Raw genomic sequence first — 16,402 nt, 5'->3', positions numbered from 1 at the left:
GGGAAAGGTGTTTTTTGTATAACAAATTTTTTCCACCCGCATAGCGGGTGGATTTCTGTTTCGCTCGCCATAGCTCGCTCAACTGGCTAAAGCCCTTTAATAAAAAGGCCGGGGCGATTGCACCCCGGCCCTGGGATTGCCGACAATGATCAGTGGTCACGATATGCCACGAGCAGGCGGAATTCATTTCCGGCCGGCGGATTCAGCTCGCGGCCGTATCGGCCTGGTCCGTGCCCTGGGCACGGATGGCGTCCAGAATGTCCTTGAGCACATGGGCCTGTTCGGCCATGTCCCGCACCTGGCCGGAAGCGCCTTCCATGGCTTCGGCGATGGCCGCGCTCAGCTGGTTCACTTCGGAAATGTTGCGGTTGATTTCCTCGGAGGCGGCGGACTGTTCCGTGGCGGCGGTGGCTATCGCGGACACGCGACTGCTGGAATCCTCGGCCAAAGCGGATATCCGCTGCAGAGAATGTCCCGACTCCTCGCCCATGTGCCCGGCCTCCTCAATGGCGGCCACGGCACTGTCCACGGTTGCGGCGCTTTGGTTGGTGCCCTCCTGGATGGACTCAATGGCGGACTCCACTTCGCGGGTGGCGCTCATGGTTTTTTCGGCCAGTTTGCGCACCTCGTCGGCCACCACGGCCCGCGCGGGCCGCCTCAATGGCCGCGTTGAGCGCCAGCAGGTTGGTCTGGTCCGCGATGTCGCGGATCAGGGTGAGCACCGTGCCGATGTCGCGGGACTGCTGGTCCAGGCCCTGCATGTCATTTTTAAGGCTCGCGGACTGCTGCCGCACCGTCCGCAGGCTTTCAATGGTCTGGAGGACGAGGCGGTTGCCCTCATGGGCCTGGCCCTGCACGGACGTGGCGGCGTCGGCCGCGCCTGATGCATTGCCCGCCACTTCCAGCACCGTGGAATTCATTTCGTTCATGGCCGTGGCCGCTTCGGCCAGGCGGGCGGCGGCCACTCCGGCCTGATCCTTGACGCCGGAAAGGGAGGAATGCAGCATCTCGGCGGCCTCGTTGAGCGTGCTGACCACGCCTTCCAATTGCGCCACCATGGCGGCGCGGGCCTTGGCGGCGGCTGTTTTGCTTTCCTGTTCCAGGCGGATTTTTTCGGTAATGTCCTCGCCGACTTCCACATGTCCGATGGGCGTGCCGGATGCGTCATACAGGTAATCCAGCATGATCTGCATGGTCTTGCCGTTGGGCATGTTGTTGATGACCCGCTTGTTGCCCAGGCGCAGCTGTTCGATGCCGCACTGGGGCGTGTTACAGATATTGCCTTTCTTTTCGGAGCAGTGCAGGCCGCGTACTTCATCCATATGGGTTTTGTTCATGGATTTGAGCGAGGCCGTATTGCAAAAAGTCCAATTCATATCCATGTCCGTGACCGAAATGGCCCAGGGCAGGGTGTTGAGAATACCCGCGTACCAGTGGGACCGGCCGTCGCAGGTTTCGGCCATGGTCCGGATGGCTCCGGCAAGCGGTTTCAGGCCGCCGCAACTCTCCACGTCCAGACTGGCCGTGCTGTCGCCCGCGCCGACGGCCCGGGCGTAGCGCAGCATTTTTTTCAGCGGGGCAAGACGGTTGACAATGAACAGTGAGCCTATCGCGGCCAGAAGCACGACGGCAATCAGGCCGGGAAGCAAAGCGGCGGCCAGATCCGGGCCCGGCAGGGCGTCGCCCAGAAAGATGCGGCCGCTGACGAACAGCGCCGCGCAGGACAGAATCAGGCCAAGGAGATGGGCAATGACCATAGTGGTACTGAGAGTGAAGCGCATACAGATTCCCTCAAGTGCTGGACAGCAGGTGACACGGGATTGAACCACGACAGCATGCGGGCGGAACCGCTTGTGAACCTCCTTTGACATGACACGCTTTCACAGCGCGGGCATTTGCAAACCCGCGCGGCGTCGTCGTGCCGGTTGACTGTTTCGGGATGTCAGGATTCTCTCTCTCTCTCTCTCTCTCTCTCTCTCTCTCTCTCTCTCTCTCTCTCTCTCTCTCTCTCTCTCTCTCTCTCTCTCGGCATAACAGCGCGCCGGACACGCACGTCGTCTCCGGGTATCAGCGGCAGGGAGCGGATATTTTTTCATATAGAAAAACTATGTTATGGGTGGCGGCAAATAAGCTGCCGTGGCTCTCCGTTTATGCCGGAGTGTATTGGGTGCTTCAGATATTTTTTCGGTTGTTACTGATAAATCTTTATACGGAAGAGGATTTTTGGCAAGAAAAACACTCTTTGGGACGAAAGCGTGCGGCGTCAGCCCACCAGCGCGGACAGCATGATCACCAGGCAGACGCCCGTGATACAGGAAACCGTGGCCAGGTTGCCGTTGCCCGAAGCATTGGCTTCAGGCACGACTTCTTCCACCACCACGTAGATCATGGCCCCGGCGGCGAAGGAAAGTGCCACAGGCAGCAGCCCGGCGGTGATGCCGGCGGCCAGTGCGCCCGGCACCGCGCCCAGAGGGGCGGTGACGCCTGAGAGCACGCCGTAAAAACAGGATTTACGCGCGGAAAAACCCTCGGCCCGCAATGCGGTGGACACCACCAGGCCTTCGGGCACGTTTTGCAGCATGATGGAAAATGTCAGCACCAGCGCCGTGGCCAGGCCCGAAGCCGTGCCCTGGGCGGCCACGCTTTCCGCGGCCGCCGCGCCGTAGCCCACGCCGATGGCCAGGCCTTCGGGGATGTGGTGCAGGGCCATGGCCGTGACCAGCAGAATGCTGCGCCGCCAGCTGGTGGAAATGCCTTCGGCCGTGTCCTGCAACATGTGGATGTGCGGCAACACGCGGTCCAGACACCAGAGAAAGGCCGCGCCCAGCAGAAGCCCGGCCACAATGGGCACAAAGGTCAGACGGCCCAGATGCGCGGCGAGCTCGAGCGCGGGCTGCAACAGGCCGAAAAAGGCCGCGGCCAGCATCATGCCCCCGGCTCCGCCCAACAGGCAGTCCATGGCCCGACGCGAGAATTCGCGCCGGGTGAAGATGAGCGCCGCGCCCAGACTTACGGACAGCCAGGAAAGCAGCCCGGCCACCAGGGCCTGAAAAACGGGATGGGAAGCAATCGTCATGGATTCCCCCTGAATGTCCGACCTCGCGCCGGAAGTTCGGTATCCGCAGTCGGACGTATTTTCTTTCCGACAGAATGCATTCTTGAACACTCCGGGGGTTGTTTCTAACGTGAGGCGTTTTGCCTTTCCAGCGAGGAAAACAGGCTTTTTACGAAAGGAGTGTACTCTTAACGGTACCCGACTGGAGTAAAAAGCGTAGCTTGACGAAGCTGGGAGGTAAAAGAACCGATTTAGAAACAGTTCCTAGAGATCCTGCCGGTATTGCAGGGACTGGCGCAATGTTTCCTTGTCCATGTACTTGACCTCCGCTCCCAGGGGGATGCCCTGGGCCAGGCGCGAAACGCGGATCCGGGGAAAGCGCTTGCGCACCATCTGGCGGATGAAGGAGGCCGTGTTTTCCGCTTCCAGGGTCGCCCCCAGGGCCAGAATCAGTTCCGTCACCTCGCCCTCGTCCAGCCGCCGCGTCAGGCGGTCCAGATCCAGGCTTTCCGAATCCATGCGTTCCAGGGGGGCCAGCAGGCCGCCCAGAATCATGTACTGGCCCCGGTAAAAGCCGCCCTCGTCCAGGGTCAGCATGCTGTCCCACTCGGTGACCAGGCAGAGCGTCTCGCGCACCCGCCCGGCGTCCGCGCAGACGGCGCAGGGGTCCGTGGAGGACAGGCCGCCGCAACGCGAGCAAAGGTGCAGGTTGTCACGCAGGTCATGGATGCCCCGGCCCAGGCGGCGGGTTTCGGCCTCCGGCCACTTGAGCAGAGTCATGGCCGCGCGCATGGCCGATTTGGGGCCCAGGCCCGGCAGGCGCGCGAGCTGCTCCACCAGGGCCTTGAGCGGTTCGGGAATGCGGCTGTGCATGGGGGCCTAGAACACTCCGGGCAGCTTGATGCCGCCGGAAATATTGTTCATTTCGCGTTCCATGGTCTCGCGGGCAATGCGTCCGGCCTCATTGACGGCGGCCAGGATCAGATCCTGAAGCATTTCCACGTCGCCGCCTTCCAGGGCCTTGGGGTCGATGGTCAGCTTACGCAGCTCCTGCTTGCCGGAAACTTCGGCCTTGACCATGCCGCCGCCGCTGGCGGCTTCGTAGGAGCGCTCGGCCATTTCCTGCTGGAGTTTGGACAATTTGCTCTGCATGACCTGCGCCTGGCGCAGGATATCGTTCATATTCCGCATGTTCGTCTCCTCGGGGCTTCTTTATTTGATTTCCGTACAATGGGCAATGGAGGCCTTGAGCACCTCCAGGCAGGGTTGCAACTCGGGTTTTTTGCTGAACTCCTCAATGAGTTCGGCTTCACCGCGCGGCGGACGCGGGACAATAAGCTCCAGACGCGGCACGCCCGCGCCAAAGGCCGCCAGAGCCGCTTCAAGCACGGCGCGCTGCTTCTCCAACTGATGAAGCAGGGTCTGGGCTTTGGGCGTCAGGCGCAGGGCATCTTTCCGCCAGTCCACGCCCAGGCCCCGCAGCAGGTGCGGCGGGGGCGCGGGCCTCCCGGCGGCCTGCTCGGCCGCGCAAAATTCACAAAAAGCCTGCCAGTCCGGCTTGAAATCAGGCCTGGGCTCTGATCCGGCGTCCGGTCCTGCCTCCGTTGTTTCGGCAACCGGGGCGACGGTTGCGGGTTCCTGTTCCGCCTCGTGCGCGGCACGGGCCGAACAGGCCGTTGACGCCGAATCGGAAGCGGGCGTCGGCGCGGGCTCGGGGCCCTCCGCCTCGGCCGGGTCTGTCGCCGAATCTATTGCCGAATTTGTTGTCTGTTCCGTTGCCCGGCCTGTCGCCTGACCCTGCGCGGGTGCCGCGCCGCCATTTTCCATCGCACGGGGCCGGGAGAGCGGGCGCGTTGCGTCCGGCTGCGGCGGAACGGCCTGCGAAGGCGTCACGGATTGCCGGGGCCGTTCGGGGTGCGGGGCGTCGGCGAAATTCCCGCTTGCGGGCGCGGCCCGCATGGGCGCATCGGCCGGGACCGCAGCCGCGGGAGCCGCTTCCGGCAGTTTTTCCAACGGCAGCAACTGGGGCAGCAGCGCCAGGTTGAGCAACAGAAGCTCCAGGGCCGCCGCCGGCTCCGGGCTATGGACGATGCCGCGCTGGGCGTCCAGGGTCATCTGCCAGGCCGCGTGCAGATGCCCGGCGGAAAAACGCGGAGCCAGCTCCAGCTGGAAGGCCGCCTCGTCGGCGGGCAGGCGCAGGCTGGGCAGCACTGCGGAACCGCTCTGGCGCAGCAGAAAAAGATTGCGCAGGTTGCCGGCCAGCTCGCGCACGAAAAAGCCGATGTCCACACCCTGCTGGAGAATCTGGCGGGAAAGCGCGGCCACGGCGGCGCAGTCGCGTCCGTGCAGGGCTTCAAACAGCCGGCTGAACAACTCCTGCCCGGCCAGGCCCAGCACTTCGCGGGTGGCGGCCGTGGTCAGGCTCGCGCCGCCCAGGGCCAGGGCCTGATCCAGCAGAGACATGCCGTCGCGCACGCTGCCCGCCGCCCGCCGAGCCAGAAGACGCACCGCGCCTTCCTCAAACTCCGTTTTTTCCTTGCGCAGCACGGAACCGAGGTGCTCGGCCAGGGCGTCCTCGCTCAGGTGGCGGAACACAAAATGCTGGCAACGGCTGACGATGGTCACTGGGAATTTGTGGGCCTCGGTGGTGGCGAAGATGAAGACCACGCGTTCCGGCGGCTCCTCCAGCGTCTTGAGCAGGGCGTTGAAGGCGTTGCGGGTGAGCATGTGGGCTTCGTCGATGATGAAGATCTTGTAGCGGCCCTCCATGGGCGCGTAGCCGATGGTTTCGCGCAGGGAGCGGGCGTCTTCCACGCTGTTGTTGGAAGCGCCGTCGATTTCAGTGACGTCCACATGCGCGCCCTGGGTGATCTTGCGGCATTGGGCGCATTCATTGCAGGGCTCCGGACCGGGGGCGTGCTCGCAGTTGAGGGCCTTGGCGAAGATGCGGGCAATGGTGGTCTTGCCCACGCCGCGCGTGCCGCTCAGCAGATAGGCCGCCGCGGGCCAGTCTTCGGCGGCGGCGCGGGACAACACGGCCTTGACCATGTCCTGTCCGGCCACCTGGGCGAAGGTCTGGGGGCGGTAACGCGCCGCGAGAGAAAGATGCTTCATAAAATTATCTTACCGTGCCCGGCTTGCCGACCGGGCACGGTGCCAAACTTCAGCATTTGAATTTTGACGTCGCCAGCGGCAAAAAGGGCCGAATGCTTACACGGTATAATGGTGCAGCCAGCCCGCATACTTCGGATTCTCGCCCTTGGCCGCCTTGAAGAATTCCTCCTGGAGGTGCTTGGTCACCGGGCCGGCGTGGCCCGCCCCGATTCGGCGGTGGTCCAGTTCGCGGATGGGCGTAAGCTCCGCCGCCGTGCCGGTGAAGAAGGCTTCGTCGGCGATGTAGAACTCGTCGCGGGTGAACTGCTGCTCTTCCACGGTATAGCCCAGGTCGCGGGCCAGAGTCATGATGGACTGGCGGGTGATGCCGCCCAGGATGGAGGTCAGGGGCGTGGTTTTGATGATCCCGTCGCGCACGATGAAGATGTTTTCGCCCGTGGCTTCGGAGACGAAGCCGCTGGTGTCCAGCATGACGGCTTCGTCGAAGCCTTCTTCCTTGGCCTCGATCTTGGCCAGAATGGAATTGATGTAGTTGCCCGAGGCCTTGGCCTTGGACATGCAGGTGTTCACATGGCTGCGCGCAAAGGTGCTGGTTTTGACGCGAATGCCCTTTTCCAGAGCTTCGGCGCCCAGGTACGCGCCCCAGGGCCAGACCGCGATGATGGTCTGGACGGGATTGTTGCCGGGGTAAACGCCCATTTCGCCGTGGCCCACAAAGGAGAGCGGACGGATGTAACCCTCGGGCAGTTTGTTCGCCGTGAGGGTTTCAATGCAGGCTTCGGCCAGCCGGTCTTCGCTGTAGGGCAGCTCCATACGCAGGATCTTGGCGGAATTGAGCATGCGCTTGCAGTGGTCCCGCAGGCGGAAGACCGCGGAGGTGCCGTCGGCACAGGCGTAAGCCCGGATGCCTTCGAAAATGGCGCTGCCGTAGTGCAGGGCGTGGGTGAGCACATGAACCTGGGCCTGATCCCAGGGAACCATTTTCCCGTCAAACCAGATGAACTTCATTGTCTGCATGGCTAACCTCGTAAAGAGCCGCTGGGTGGAGCGCTGTGCCGGACCGGGCCTTTGCCCGCGCGACCGCGCAAGGGCAAAAATTTACTGAAAAGCGGCGCGCATGGCAAGCGTTGTCGGCGGCCCTGCCGGGGCGGATATGCCGCCGTCGGACATTGCCCTCGGGGCTTGCGCGGGATATAGGCGGAATTATCATACCTGAAAGGTGCGGCGGCCACGCCGCGAACCCGGATTGCGGCATGACTTTTTACGGGAGCCCGACAGATGGAACCGCAGGAACGAATCCACGAACTCGAAGAACGCGCCGCCCGGCTGGCTGACGGCGTGGTGGAAAAAATACTTTCCTTTCCCAAGGAATACGCCCAGCACCAACAATTTTTATATGACCTGAAGACGGAACTCGTCGAGCTCTGCGCGCAGTCCGTCGCGGAGTCCGGCGCGCGCCCGGAGGGCAGGGTTCCGGACGACGATCTCAAGTGGGAGCTGGTCCGGAACATGCCGGACTTTTCCACCGAATCCCTGTACCAGAAGCGCTCTTCCTTTCTGTCCATGGGCGGCATCGTCTTTTTCGGCTATCTGCTGGGCGGGCTCCTGTCCACGGTGCTCGGCTGGCTGGGCATGGGCGGGGACATCATCCGGGTGGTCACGGTCTGGGGCATGTTCTACGTGTCCGAATATCTGTCGGCCAATCCCAAGGCGCGCTTCCGGCTGCTGGCTTTTCTGGGGCTCGGAACCCTGGCGAAATTCACTGCGGACCTGCTGACCGGCATGCTTCAGCTGACTTCCTGGGCCGGGATCAAACGGGCGGTCTTTGGAAGCGGGGGCGCGCCGGGCCTGCTGAAACGCTGGTATCTGCTGCTGGGGGCCGCTTTTCTGTTCGTTTTTCTGTCCAAAAAAGTCACGGCCCTGGATGTGACCGCTTTCAGGCATTCCCTGCGAAAACAGGCCGGGGAGCGGGTGCGCTTCCTGCTCGCCTTTTTTGAGGAGCTGGAGCGCCTGGAGGACGAACTGGCCGCGCTGCAACCCGGTGCGGACCCGGACAGGAATCCCGTGAAATGCCCCAAAAGCGATTGCCTTCTCGCCCTGGACGTCATTGAGATGCTGGATTCCTTTGACCCGGACGCCAGGAAATTTCTGACTGAAAAGCTGGCCGCCGTGGGCTATGTGACCGCCGCGCCCGGGGACGCTGCGGACGACTACCTTGTCTGGAACGATGCGGAACACGAAAAATGCTACGATATGATCGGGCTGGTCCGGGACGGGGACCGCTGCCGCATTCTCAAGCGCGCCTATGTGGCGGATGAAAAGATCGTCAAGGGTTATGTGCAGCGGGAGACCGGGAGCGGCAAATGAAAATCATCGGCATTGATCTCGGAACCACCAATACCTATCTCTACGGCGTGGGAAAAGGGGACGCCGCGCCCGCGCCCGTGACGCTGCCGCGCATCAGCGATGAAAACGGCTGCATAGCCACGGTGGTTCTCTATCAGGACGACAAGCCCTGCCTTATCGGCAATATCGCGGAGAGCGAGTACCACACCAACCGCGCCCGGCTGGCCTCGCGGACCCTGCGCAGCCAGTTCAAGCCCGAGATTGCCCACGGCGGCTCCGAGGCCATGCGCTGGATGACGGATTTCCTGCATGAGCTGCGCGCGGCCCTGCCCGACGGCGTGCTGGAGCCGGACACCCGCGTTTATGTGGGCACGCCATCCCGGACCAGGGAGGATTTCGGCCTCAATCTGGCCCAATGCTTTGTGCGCGCGGGCTGGCCCAGGCCCATTTTCGTCAGGGAGTCGGACGCGGCCATGATCTCCTGCCTCCAGTCCGGAGCCATCGACATCGACGACATTGAAAACGAGGTGCTCATTCTGGATTTCGGCGGCGGCACCTGCGACTTCACCGTCCTCGAAAGCATGGACGTGCTTCAGAACGACGGCGACCCGCTGTTCGGCGGGCGTTTGTTCGACGATCTGCTGTTTCAGGTGTTTTGCCGGAACAACGCGCTGTTCCGGGAAGAATTGCCCGGCTCCGGCTGTGAATATTACATCCACTGGATTCAGTGCAAAGCCGAGAAGGAGCGTTTTTCAGACGCCGCGGCACGGGATGAAAATTGCAAAGTCAGCCTGCACGCCTCGTGGCGCGACGCGCACGGAGTCAGAAAAGACGCCTATATCCATGACTACACGCGCGAAGCGTTCATCCGCGATGCGGAAAACTACACGGCCACGGACGGCCTGCTGGCCATGCTCGGCCAATATGCCGACAGGGGCGGTCTGAGCCAGCAGGCCCAGGATATGCTGCGGGGCAAACAGATCGGCCTGCTCTCCTGGTTCAGGAGCATCCTGCATTCCATCCGCGATCACCGGCAGATTTCAAAGGTCATTCTCACGGGCGGCAGCAGCCGCTGGTTTTTCGTCAGGGACATGGCGGGAGAGGTGTTTCCCGCCGCGAGCTGCGGCATGAGTGGGCGCACCTATGAGGACATTGCCTACGGGCTTGCCCTTTACCCGGTGCTTTCCGAGTCGCATGCCGCTGTCCGGCTGCTGCTGGAGGAAAAGGCCGGATCCTTTGCGGACGAGGCCTGCGCGCTCGTGCAGCGGATTTTCGCCAAAGAGGCCTGCGCGCTCGTGCAGCGGATTTTCGCCAAACACGCCCGGCTTGCCGTGCGCCTGTGCACGGAACGGATCGTGGACCGGGACATCATGCCCGTGCTGGAAGAGGCCCAGAAAATCCGGAAAACCGTGGAGCAGCTGGAGCAGGACTTTGCGGACAACATCCGGAACGACGCGGGGCTGCTGGCCATCATCGAGGAAAAAAGCGAAGCCCTGCGCGCGGAAATCGAATACGAACTGCGGCAGCGCTTCCGGGCCTGGCTGCGGCGGAACGGCGTCTTTCTCGTGCCGCGCGTTACATTCCCCGCGCGGGCGCTCAGCAGGGATTTTTTTGATGCGATCAGCGTCAAGGTGTCGCGCCTGGCCTTTCTGAACATTATGGATTTCATGGCGACAGCGGTGCTGCCGGGCATCGCGGCCTACGCCGTGGCCGGGGCCATAGCGCATACGGGCGAGGCCGTCTCCGCCGTGCTGGGCGGAAGTCTGGCTTTCGCGGGCACCTGGGGCTTGGGCAAAGTGGCCAAGAGTTTTTTGTGGAAGCGGAAACTGCCCAAATTCTTCCTCACGGAAAAGAACCGCCGGAAGATCATTGAAAAAAACAAGGCCTATATTGAAGAGGCCCTGGGCAAGGCTTTCGCGGAAGTTCAGGACGGCCTGGCCGACGAGACGGAACGCAAAATCCGGCACGCCCTTGCCTCCATGCTGGCCCGGCTGACGGTGCTGAATCAGGTGCGCTGCGCGCGGCCGTAGGGGCGGCCCCGCTTTTTCCAAGCTAGAGCAGATTACTGCTTATGGGCTTGGCCCGCGACATGCCGTGACGATCCGTCAAAACCAGCTTTTTGTGCGCTGGCAAGGAAAAATCTTATTTTTTAGGATCCTCCCGGCACCAGCCATCCGCCTGCGCTGCGCTTCGGCGGAGTAAAGGCGGCTTTGCAGCAGGCGCTTTTAATGAGGGCTGAGCCTAGCATAATTGTAACGTCGCAATATTTTTGCAGGTGTGTCTGCGCGGCCCCGCGCGTGGAAAAGCTCTGGCCCGCAGGGGCGGCATGGCGTATGCTCCGGCGCACTGCAAGCATACTACACAGTCGGAGCGAGCATGAAAGCAAGCACAGTACTGGGCATTGACGCGGGCGGCACCCATACCGACGCGGTGCTGATCACCGGCCACGGGGCGGAGCTGCGCCTGGCGGCCTCGGCCAAGGTCAAAACCCGCCATGACGATCTGCCCGCTTCGGTGCGGGAAGTGCTGGCGGTCCTGGCAAGCGGCGGTGCGGCGGCCCTGGGCGCCGTGGAGCGCGTGACCCTGGGCACGACCCTGGCGGTCAACGCCCTGGTGCAGGGCCGGGCCGACACGGTGGGCCTGGCGCTTTCCGCCGGGCCGGGCCTGAACCCCGCGCGCTTCGCCCTGGGCGAACATGTCTGCGTGGCGCCCGGCGGCCTGGACCACCGGGGCGTGGAAGTGAGCCCCCTGCAAACGGACGGCCTGGCCCGGCAGGCGGCGGCCTGGCGTGACGCGGGCGTGGCCGCCGTGGCCTGCGTGGGCAAATTTTCGCCGCGCAATCCGGCCCATGAGCGGGCCATGGGCGCGGCGGCCGCCAAGGCTTCGGGCCTGCCCGTCACCTTGGGGCACCGGCTCTCGGGGCGGCTTAATTTTCCCCGCCGGGTGGCCACGGCCTATTACAACGCCGCCGTGCAGCGCCTGCACAACGCTTTTCTGGACGCCGTGGAGGCGGCCCTGGCCGACGCGGGCATCCATGCGGCCACCCGGCTGCTCAAGGCCGACGGCGGCGCGGTGCCGGTATCCCTTTCGCGGCGCGAGCCGGTGCAGTCCATTTTGTCCGGCCCGGCGGCCAGCGTCATGGGCGTCATGGCCCTCTGTCCGGAAGCGGGGCGGGGCTGCTCCCTGCTGCTGGACATGGGCGGCACCACCACGGACATGGCCCTGTTCGCCGACGGCTCGCCGGTCATCGACCGTGACGGCATGTTGTTGCAGGGCCGCCGCACCCTGGTGCGGGCCCTGGCCTCGACGTCCATCGGCGTGGGCGGGGATTCCCTGCTCACCGTGGAGGGCACGGGCGCGGCGACGCGCGTGCGGACAGGCCCCCTGCGCGAAGGCCCGGCCATGGCCTTCGGCGGCGTTCGGCCCACCCTGCTGGATGCGCTGAATGCGCTGGACGGCAACAGCGCCTCCGGCGACCGGGGCAACGTGGCCGCCTCGCGCGACGGCGTGGCGGCCCTGGCGGTCTTGTGCGGCCTGGAACCCCGCACCCTGGCCCAAAAGGCCGTGGACGACGCCCTGGCGCGGGTCACGCGGGCCGCGCATGAACTTATCGACGCGGTCAACGCGCGGCCCATCTACACATTGGCCGCGCTCAAGGCCGCGCGCGAGGCCCGCCCCGACCGGATCTGGCTGGTGGGCGGTCCGGCGGACTGCATCCGCGAGCGGCTGGCGGCGGCCTTCGGCCTGCCTGTGGCCAGCCCGCCGCACGCCGCCGTGGCCAATGCCGTGGGCGCGGCCCTGACCCTGCCCACGGCCGGGCTGGAAATTTACGCGGACACGGGCCGGGGCCTGCTGCGCGCGCCCGCCCTGGATCTGGAGGAGCGCATCAACAAGGGCTTTACTCTGGACGCCGCCGAGCGCCGCGCCGGGGAACTGCTTGCGGCCCACCTGGCCGCCGAGGGCGTGCCGGATGCGGCCGTGGAAGTGCTGGAGGCCGACCTTTTCGCTACCCTGGACGACAGCGGCTACGGCTCCAAGGACATCCGGGTGGCCTGCCAGGTGGTGCCGGGCATTGCCGGGAGGTTATAGGGGAAGCGCATGACCGCCTCGTATATTCTGGCTCTGGACCAGGGCACCACCAGCTCGCGGGCCATTCTGTTCGACCGCCGGGGCCGCATGCTCCAGGTGGCGCAAAAAGAATTCACCCAGATCTATCCCCGGCCCGGCTGGGTGGAGCACAGCCCGGACGAGATTTTCGACACCCAGGCCCATGTGGCCCGCGACTGCCTCAGGCAGGCCGGGGTGCAGGGGCATGAGCTGGCCGCCGTGGGCATCACCAACCAGCGGGAAACCACCGTGGTCTGGGACCGGGCCGGCGGCGCGCCGGTGTATAACGCCATCGTCTGGCAGGACCGCCGCACCGCCAATGTCTGCGACCGGCTGCGTGCCGAAGGCAAGGCTGAAATCATCCGGCAAAAGACCGGTCTGGTGCTGGACGCCTATTTCTCCGGCACCAAGATCGGCTGGATTCTGGACAACGTGCCCGGCGCGCGGGCCAGGGCCGAGGCGGGCGAGCTGCTCTTCGGCACTGTGGATTCCTGGCTGATCTGGAATTTCAGCAAACGCGGCGCGCATCTCACCGACCCCTCCAATGCCGGCCGCACCTTGCTGTTCAACATTCATACCGGCCAATGGGACGACGAACTGCTGGACCTGCTGGGCGTGCCGCGCGCCATGCTGCCCGAGGTGGTTCCTTCCTCCAGCCTCATGGCCCGCGTCCATCCCGAGTTTTTCGGCCACCCCGTGCCCGTGGCGGGCGCGGCGGGCGACCAGCAGGCCGCCGCCTTCGGCAATGCCTGCCTGCACGAGGGCATGGTCAAGAACACTTACGGCACGGGCTGTTTCCTGCTGCTGAACACCGGCGCGCGGCCCAGAGAGAGCCGGAACAACCTGCTGGCCACCGTGGCCTGGGAAACGCCGCGCGGCAGAAGTTATGCCCTGGAGGGCAGCGTCTTCGCGGGCGGGGCCGTGGTTCAGTGGCTGCGCGACGGCCTGGGCTTCATTCAGGATTCGTCGGAAATGGAAGGGCTGGCCGCCAGCGTGCCGGACAACGGCGGCGTCTACCTGGTGCCCGCCTTCACGGGCCTGGGCGCTCCGCATTGGGACCAGTACGCGCGCGGCATCCTGGTGGGCCTGACCAGAGGCACCGGGCGCGGGCATATCGCCCGGGCGGCCATCGAGGCCATCGCTCTCCAGACCCTGGACGTCATGGAAGCCATGCGGGCGGATGCCGGTCTGGATCTCAGCCTGTTGCGCGTGGACGGCGGGGCCAGCCGCAACAATATGCTCATGCAGTGCCAGGCCGACCTCACCGGCGTGGCCGTGGAACGCCCGGTGGTGACGGAAACCACGGCTCTGGGGGCGGCCTGCCTGGCGGGTCTGGCCGTGGGCTTCTGGCAGGACGAGGAGGAAACGGCCTCCCTCTGGCAACTGGACCGCCGCTTTGAACCCAGAATGCCCGAGGAGCGGCGCGCCGAGCTGCTCCATCACTGGCGCCGGGCCGTGGAGCGTTCCCGCCGCTGGATCGAGACGGAGGAGTGAACCCCGCATGCGCATTGTTCTTTTTGAGCCCGAAATCCCTCCCAATACCGGCAATGTGGCCCGGCTCTGCGCTGCCACCGGTACGGAGCTGCACCTCATCGAACCCCTGGGCTTCAAGCTGGAAAACCGCTATCTCAAGCGCGCCGGTCTGGACTACTGGCCCAATGTGCGCCTGTTCACCTGGCCGGACTGGCGGGCCTTCGCGCAACGTCCCGGCAGGCCCGCGGCGGAGCGCTGGGTCATGACCTCGGCCAAGAGCCGCCACGGCAGCGCGCCTGTGCAGCATTTCGCCTTCCAGCCGGAAGACAGCCTGATCTTCGGCCCGGAAACGCGCGGCCTGCCGCCGGAAATGCTGGACGCCTCGCCGCATCATGTGCGCATCCCCATGCGTGAGGGCGGGGTACGCAGCCTGAATCTCTCCACCTCGGCGGGCATTGTGCTGTATATGGCTCTGGCCGCCAGCGGCCTGCTGGAACAATGGACCTGAGCCTCCTGCGGTCTTTGTTCCCGTACTCGGTGTGGGACTGCTGGTGGCTGGCCCCCGTGGCCCTGTTGCTGGATCTCCGGCTGGGCGATCCCGCCTTGCCCTGGCCGCATCCGGTCTGCTTCGCGGGCCGTCTGCTGGGCCGCCTGGAAGGCCCGGCCCGGCGCTGGATGCGGCGCGGCGGCGCGGCAGGCGAAAAACGGCGCGGGCGGCTGGCGGGGCTGGTCTGTCTGTTTTTGCTGACCGGCGTGAGCGGCCTGGCGGTCTGGCTGCTGATTTCGCTGCCGTTGCTGGGGATGCTGCCGGCCGTGTATCTGGCCTGGGCCGGACTGGCCATGGGCAGCCTGCTGGATACGGGCAGGGAAGTGTTGCGCCGGGTGGAAACATACCCTGAGCCCGAGGCGCGCGAGGCCCTGTCCCGGCTGGTCAGCCGGGATACCGGCCGTATGGACCGCCCGCTGATGCGCAAGACCCTGGCTGACACCCTCTCGGAAAATTTTACCGACGCGCTGCTGGCCCCGTTTTTCTGGCTCTTGCTGGCCGGTCCCGTGGGCCTGTGGATGTACAAGGCCGTGAGCACTGCGGATTCCATGTGGGGCTATCTGACGGAACGCTGGCGCTGGCTGGGTTGGGCCGGGGCTCGCGCCGACGACTGCCTGGCCTTCATTCCCGCGCGCCTTTCCGTGGGGGCTTTATGGCTGACGGATGTTCTGCTGCGCTGTCTGAGGCCCGCAGCGCGGATCTGGGACGGTTCATGGCCGGGCTTCCGGATTGTGGCCCGGCAGGCGGCGGGCATGCCCAGCCCCAATTCCGGCTGGTCCATGACGGCCTGCGCCTGGCTCTGCCGGGCGCGCATGGCCGGGCCTTCGGTCTATTTCGGCACGCTGGTGGACAAGCCCCGGCTGGGGCCGCCGCGTGAATCCGCCGCCCCCTGGGACCGCGCCCGCCTGCTGGCCTTGTGCGCGCTTATGCGCTATAGCGCCCTTTACGGCGGCCTGTCGCTCTGGCTGGTCTGCCTCTTGCTCCATTTTTTCTTTTCCTGAAGGATGCTCCATGTTGCTGGCCGTGTTGTATGCCTTTTGTCTGGCTGTGGGCTTTCTGACCGGGGCCACCGGCGTGGGCGGCGTGCTGGTGCCGCCCGCCCTGGTGCTGCTGAGCGGGCTTGAAACCCATACGGCCATGGGCACGTCCCTGGCCGCCATGTTTTTTCTGACCCTTCTGGGCACCTGGATGTTCTGGCGGCTGGGCCTGATCCGTTGGCGCGAAGCCCTGCCCCTGGTGTTCGGCGGCGGCCTGGCGGGCTGGCCCGGCGCCTGGTGCAACGCCCGTCTGGACGCCGGGCCGCTGATCTACATTCTGGGCGCGGTCATTGTGCTGGCCGGGCTGTGCGCCCTGCGGCCGCCGACGGCCCGCGACAAGGGCAATCCCTTCTGGCATGGAAAGGCGGGCCTGTTCGGCATCGGCGCGGCCACAGGCTTTGTGGCCGGGCTCACCGGCGTGGGCGGGGGGGTGCTCTCCGTGCCCTGGATGATCATTGTGGGCTACGCGCCGCTGACGGCCGTGGCCCTGTCCATGCCTTTCCAGGTGCTGGCGACCCTGTCCGGATCCCTGGCCAATGTGACCGGGGGCTATCTGGACTACGGCCTGCTGCCCGGCGTGACCCTGGCCTGTCTGTTCGGCTTCTGGCGGGGCGTGGCCGCGGCCCGGAGCATGTCGCCCCTGCTGCTGCGCCGGGCCATCGGCGTGGTCTGCTGCGCTTTGGGCGTTTTTTTGCTTGTGCGCCAGTTCATGTCTTAGCATAC

Annotated in this window: 12 protein-coding genes and 1 pseudogene; 7 read left to right on the top strand and 6 right to left on the bottom strand. The window is 65.1% G+C overall.

The window, feature by feature from the left end:
• Positions 1-202: 202 nt before the first annotated feature.
• The 6 genes and pseudogenes from KH208_RS10250 to KH208_RS10225 all read right to left on the bottom strand — a co-directional run bounded on the left by KH208_RS10250 (position 203) and on the right by KH208_RS10225 (position 7,186).
• Positions 203-920, bottom strand: a pseudogene (locus KH208_RS10250) (methyl-accepting chemotaxis protein).
• 1,343 nt (positions 921-2,263) lie between these two features.
• Positions 2,264-3,076: a ZIP family metal transporter gene (locus tag KH208_RS10245; protein ID WP_291436019.1), complete on the bottom strand. Its 813-nt coding sequence runs from the start codon at positions 3,074-3,076 to the stop codon at positions 2,264-2,266.
• 243 nt (positions 3,077-3,319) lie between these two features.
• The gene (gene recR, locus KH208_RS10240; RefSeq protein ID WP_291436017.1) at positions 3,320-3,928 is read right to left on the bottom strand and encodes a recombination mediator RecR; all 609 of its coding nucleotides are present in this window, start codon (positions 3,926-3,928) and stop codon (positions 3,320-3,322) included.
• A gap of 6 nt (positions 3,929-3,934) precedes the next feature.
• Positions 3,935-4,246, bottom strand: a complete 312-nt coding sequence (locus KH208_RS10235; protein WP_008682006.1) for a YbaB/EbfC family nucleoid-associated protein — start codon at positions 4,244-4,246, stop codon at positions 3,935-3,937.
• Between the two features lie 21 nt (positions 4,247-4,267).
• On the bottom strand, positions 4,268-6,169 hold the full coding sequence (gene dnaX, locus KH208_RS10230) for a DNA polymerase III subunit gamma/tau (RefSeq protein WP_291436014.1): 1,902 nt from the start codon (positions 6,167-6,169) through the stop codon (positions 4,268-4,270).
• A 96-nt stretch (positions 6,170-6,265) separates the two neighbouring features.
• Entirely contained in the window at positions 6,266-7,186 is a 921-nt protein-coding gene (locus KH208_RS10225) for a branched-chain amino acid transaminase (RefSeq protein WP_291436012.1), read from the bottom strand.
• Positions 7,187-7,447: 261 nt separating this feature from the next.
• Between KH208_RS10225 and KH208_RS10220 the strand changes: the two genes are divergently transcribed.
• The 7 genes from KH208_RS10220 to KH208_RS10190 all read left to right on the top strand — a co-directional run bounded on the left by KH208_RS10220 (position 7,448) and on the right by KH208_RS10190 (position 16,397).
• Positions 7,448-8,536 (top strand): adenosine deaminase, encoded by a 1,089-nt coding sequence (locus tag KH208_RS10220; RefSeq protein WP_291436010.1) that lies wholly within the window; start codon positions 7,448-7,450, stop codon positions 8,534-8,536.
• Entirely contained in the window at positions 8,533-10,545 is a 2,013-nt protein-coding gene (locus KH208_RS10215; protein WP_291436008.1) for a molecular chaperone, read from the top strand. The genes KH208_RS10220 and KH208_RS10215 overlap by 4 nt, the downstream gene beginning before the upstream one ends.
• A gap of 346 nt (positions 10,546-10,891) precedes the next feature.
• Positions 10,892-12,604: a hydantoinase/oxoprolinase family protein gene (locus KH208_RS10210; RefSeq protein ID WP_291436006.1), complete on the top strand. Its 1,713-nt coding sequence runs from the start codon at positions 10,892-10,894 to the stop codon at positions 12,602-12,604.
• Between the two features lie 9 nt (positions 12,605-12,613).
• Positions 12,614-14,116, top strand: coding sequence for a glycerol kinase GlpK (gene glpK, locus KH208_RS10205; protein ID WP_291436004.1), 1,503 nt, complete (start codon positions 12,614-12,616; stop codon positions 14,114-14,116).
• Between the two features lie 7 nt (positions 14,117-14,123).
• A complete protein-coding gene (locus tag KH208_RS10200; RefSeq protein ID WP_062253326.1) occupies positions 14,124-14,603 on the top strand; it encodes a tRNA (cytidine(34)-2'-O)-methyltransferase in 480 nt (159 codons plus the stop codon).
• Positions 14,594-15,643: a CobD/CbiB family cobalamin biosynthesis protein gene (locus tag KH208_RS10195; RefSeq protein ID WP_291436000.1), complete on the top strand. Its 1,050-nt coding sequence runs from the start codon at positions 14,594-14,596 to the stop codon at positions 15,641-15,643. The genes KH208_RS10200 and KH208_RS10195 overlap by 10 nt, the downstream gene beginning before the upstream one ends.
• A 10-nt stretch (positions 15,644-15,653) precedes the next feature.
• On the top strand, positions 15,654-16,397 hold the full coding sequence (locus KH208_RS10190) for a sulfite exporter TauE/SafE family protein (RefSeq protein WP_291435999.1): 744 nt from the start codon (positions 15,654-15,656) through the stop codon (positions 16,395-16,397).
• Positions 16,398-16,402: the final 5 nt, after the last annotated feature.

It is taken from the genome of Desulfovibrio sp., assembly GCF_018379785.1.
Classification (GTDB): Bacteria; Desulfobacterota; Desulfovibrionia; order Desulfovibrionales; family Desulfovibrionaceae; genus Desulfovibrio.
The sequence above is the reverse complement of the archived record's forward strand: the minus strand, read 5'-3'. Positions and strand labels throughout refer to the sequence as shown.

Coding starts and splice junctions, on each gene's coding strand:
- KH208_RS10190 (WP_291435999.1), top strand. CDS start 15,654: ATGTTGCTGGCCGTGTTGTATGCCTTTTGTCTGGCTGTGGGCTTTCTG.
- KH208_RS10215 (WP_291436008.1), top strand. CDS start 8,533: ATGAAAATCATCGGCATTGATCTCGGAACCACCAATACCTATCTCTAC.
- glpK (WP_291436004.1), top strand. CDS start 12,614: ATGACCGCCTCGTATATTCTGGCTCTGGACCAGGGCACCACCAGCTCG.
- recR (WP_291436017.1), bottom strand. CDS start 3,928: ATGCACAGCCGCATTCCCGAACCGCTCAAGGCCCTGGTGGAGCAGCTC.
- KH208_RS10220 (WP_291436010.1), top strand. CDS start 7,448: ATGGAACCGCAGGAACGAATCCACGAACTCGAAGAACGCGCCGCCCGG.
- KH208_RS10235 (WP_008682006.1), bottom strand. CDS start 4,246: ATGCGGAATATGAACGATATCCTGCGCCAGGCGCAGGTCATGCAGAGC.
- dnaX (WP_291436014.1), bottom strand. CDS start 6,169: ATGAAGCATCTTTCTCTCGCGGCGCGTTACCGCCCCCAGACCTTCGCC.
- KH208_RS10245 (WP_291436019.1), bottom strand. CDS start 3,076: ATGACGATTGCTTCCCATCCCGTTTTTCAGGCCCTGGTGGCCGGGCTG.
- KH208_RS10195 (WP_291436000.1), top strand. CDS start 14,594: ATGGACCTGAGCCTCCTGCGGTCTTTGTTCCCGTACTCGGTGTGGGAC.
- KH208_RS10210 (WP_291436006.1), top strand. CDS start 10,892: ATGAAAGCAAGCACAGTACTGGGCATTGACGCGGGCGGCACCCATACC.
- KH208_RS10200 (WP_062253326.1), top strand. CDS start 14,124: ATGCGCATTGTTCTTTTTGAGCCCGAAATCCCTCCCAATACCGGCAAT.
- KH208_RS10225 (WP_291436012.1), bottom strand. CDS start 7,186: ATGCAGACAATGAAGTTCATCTGGTTTGACGGGAAAATGGTTCCCTGG.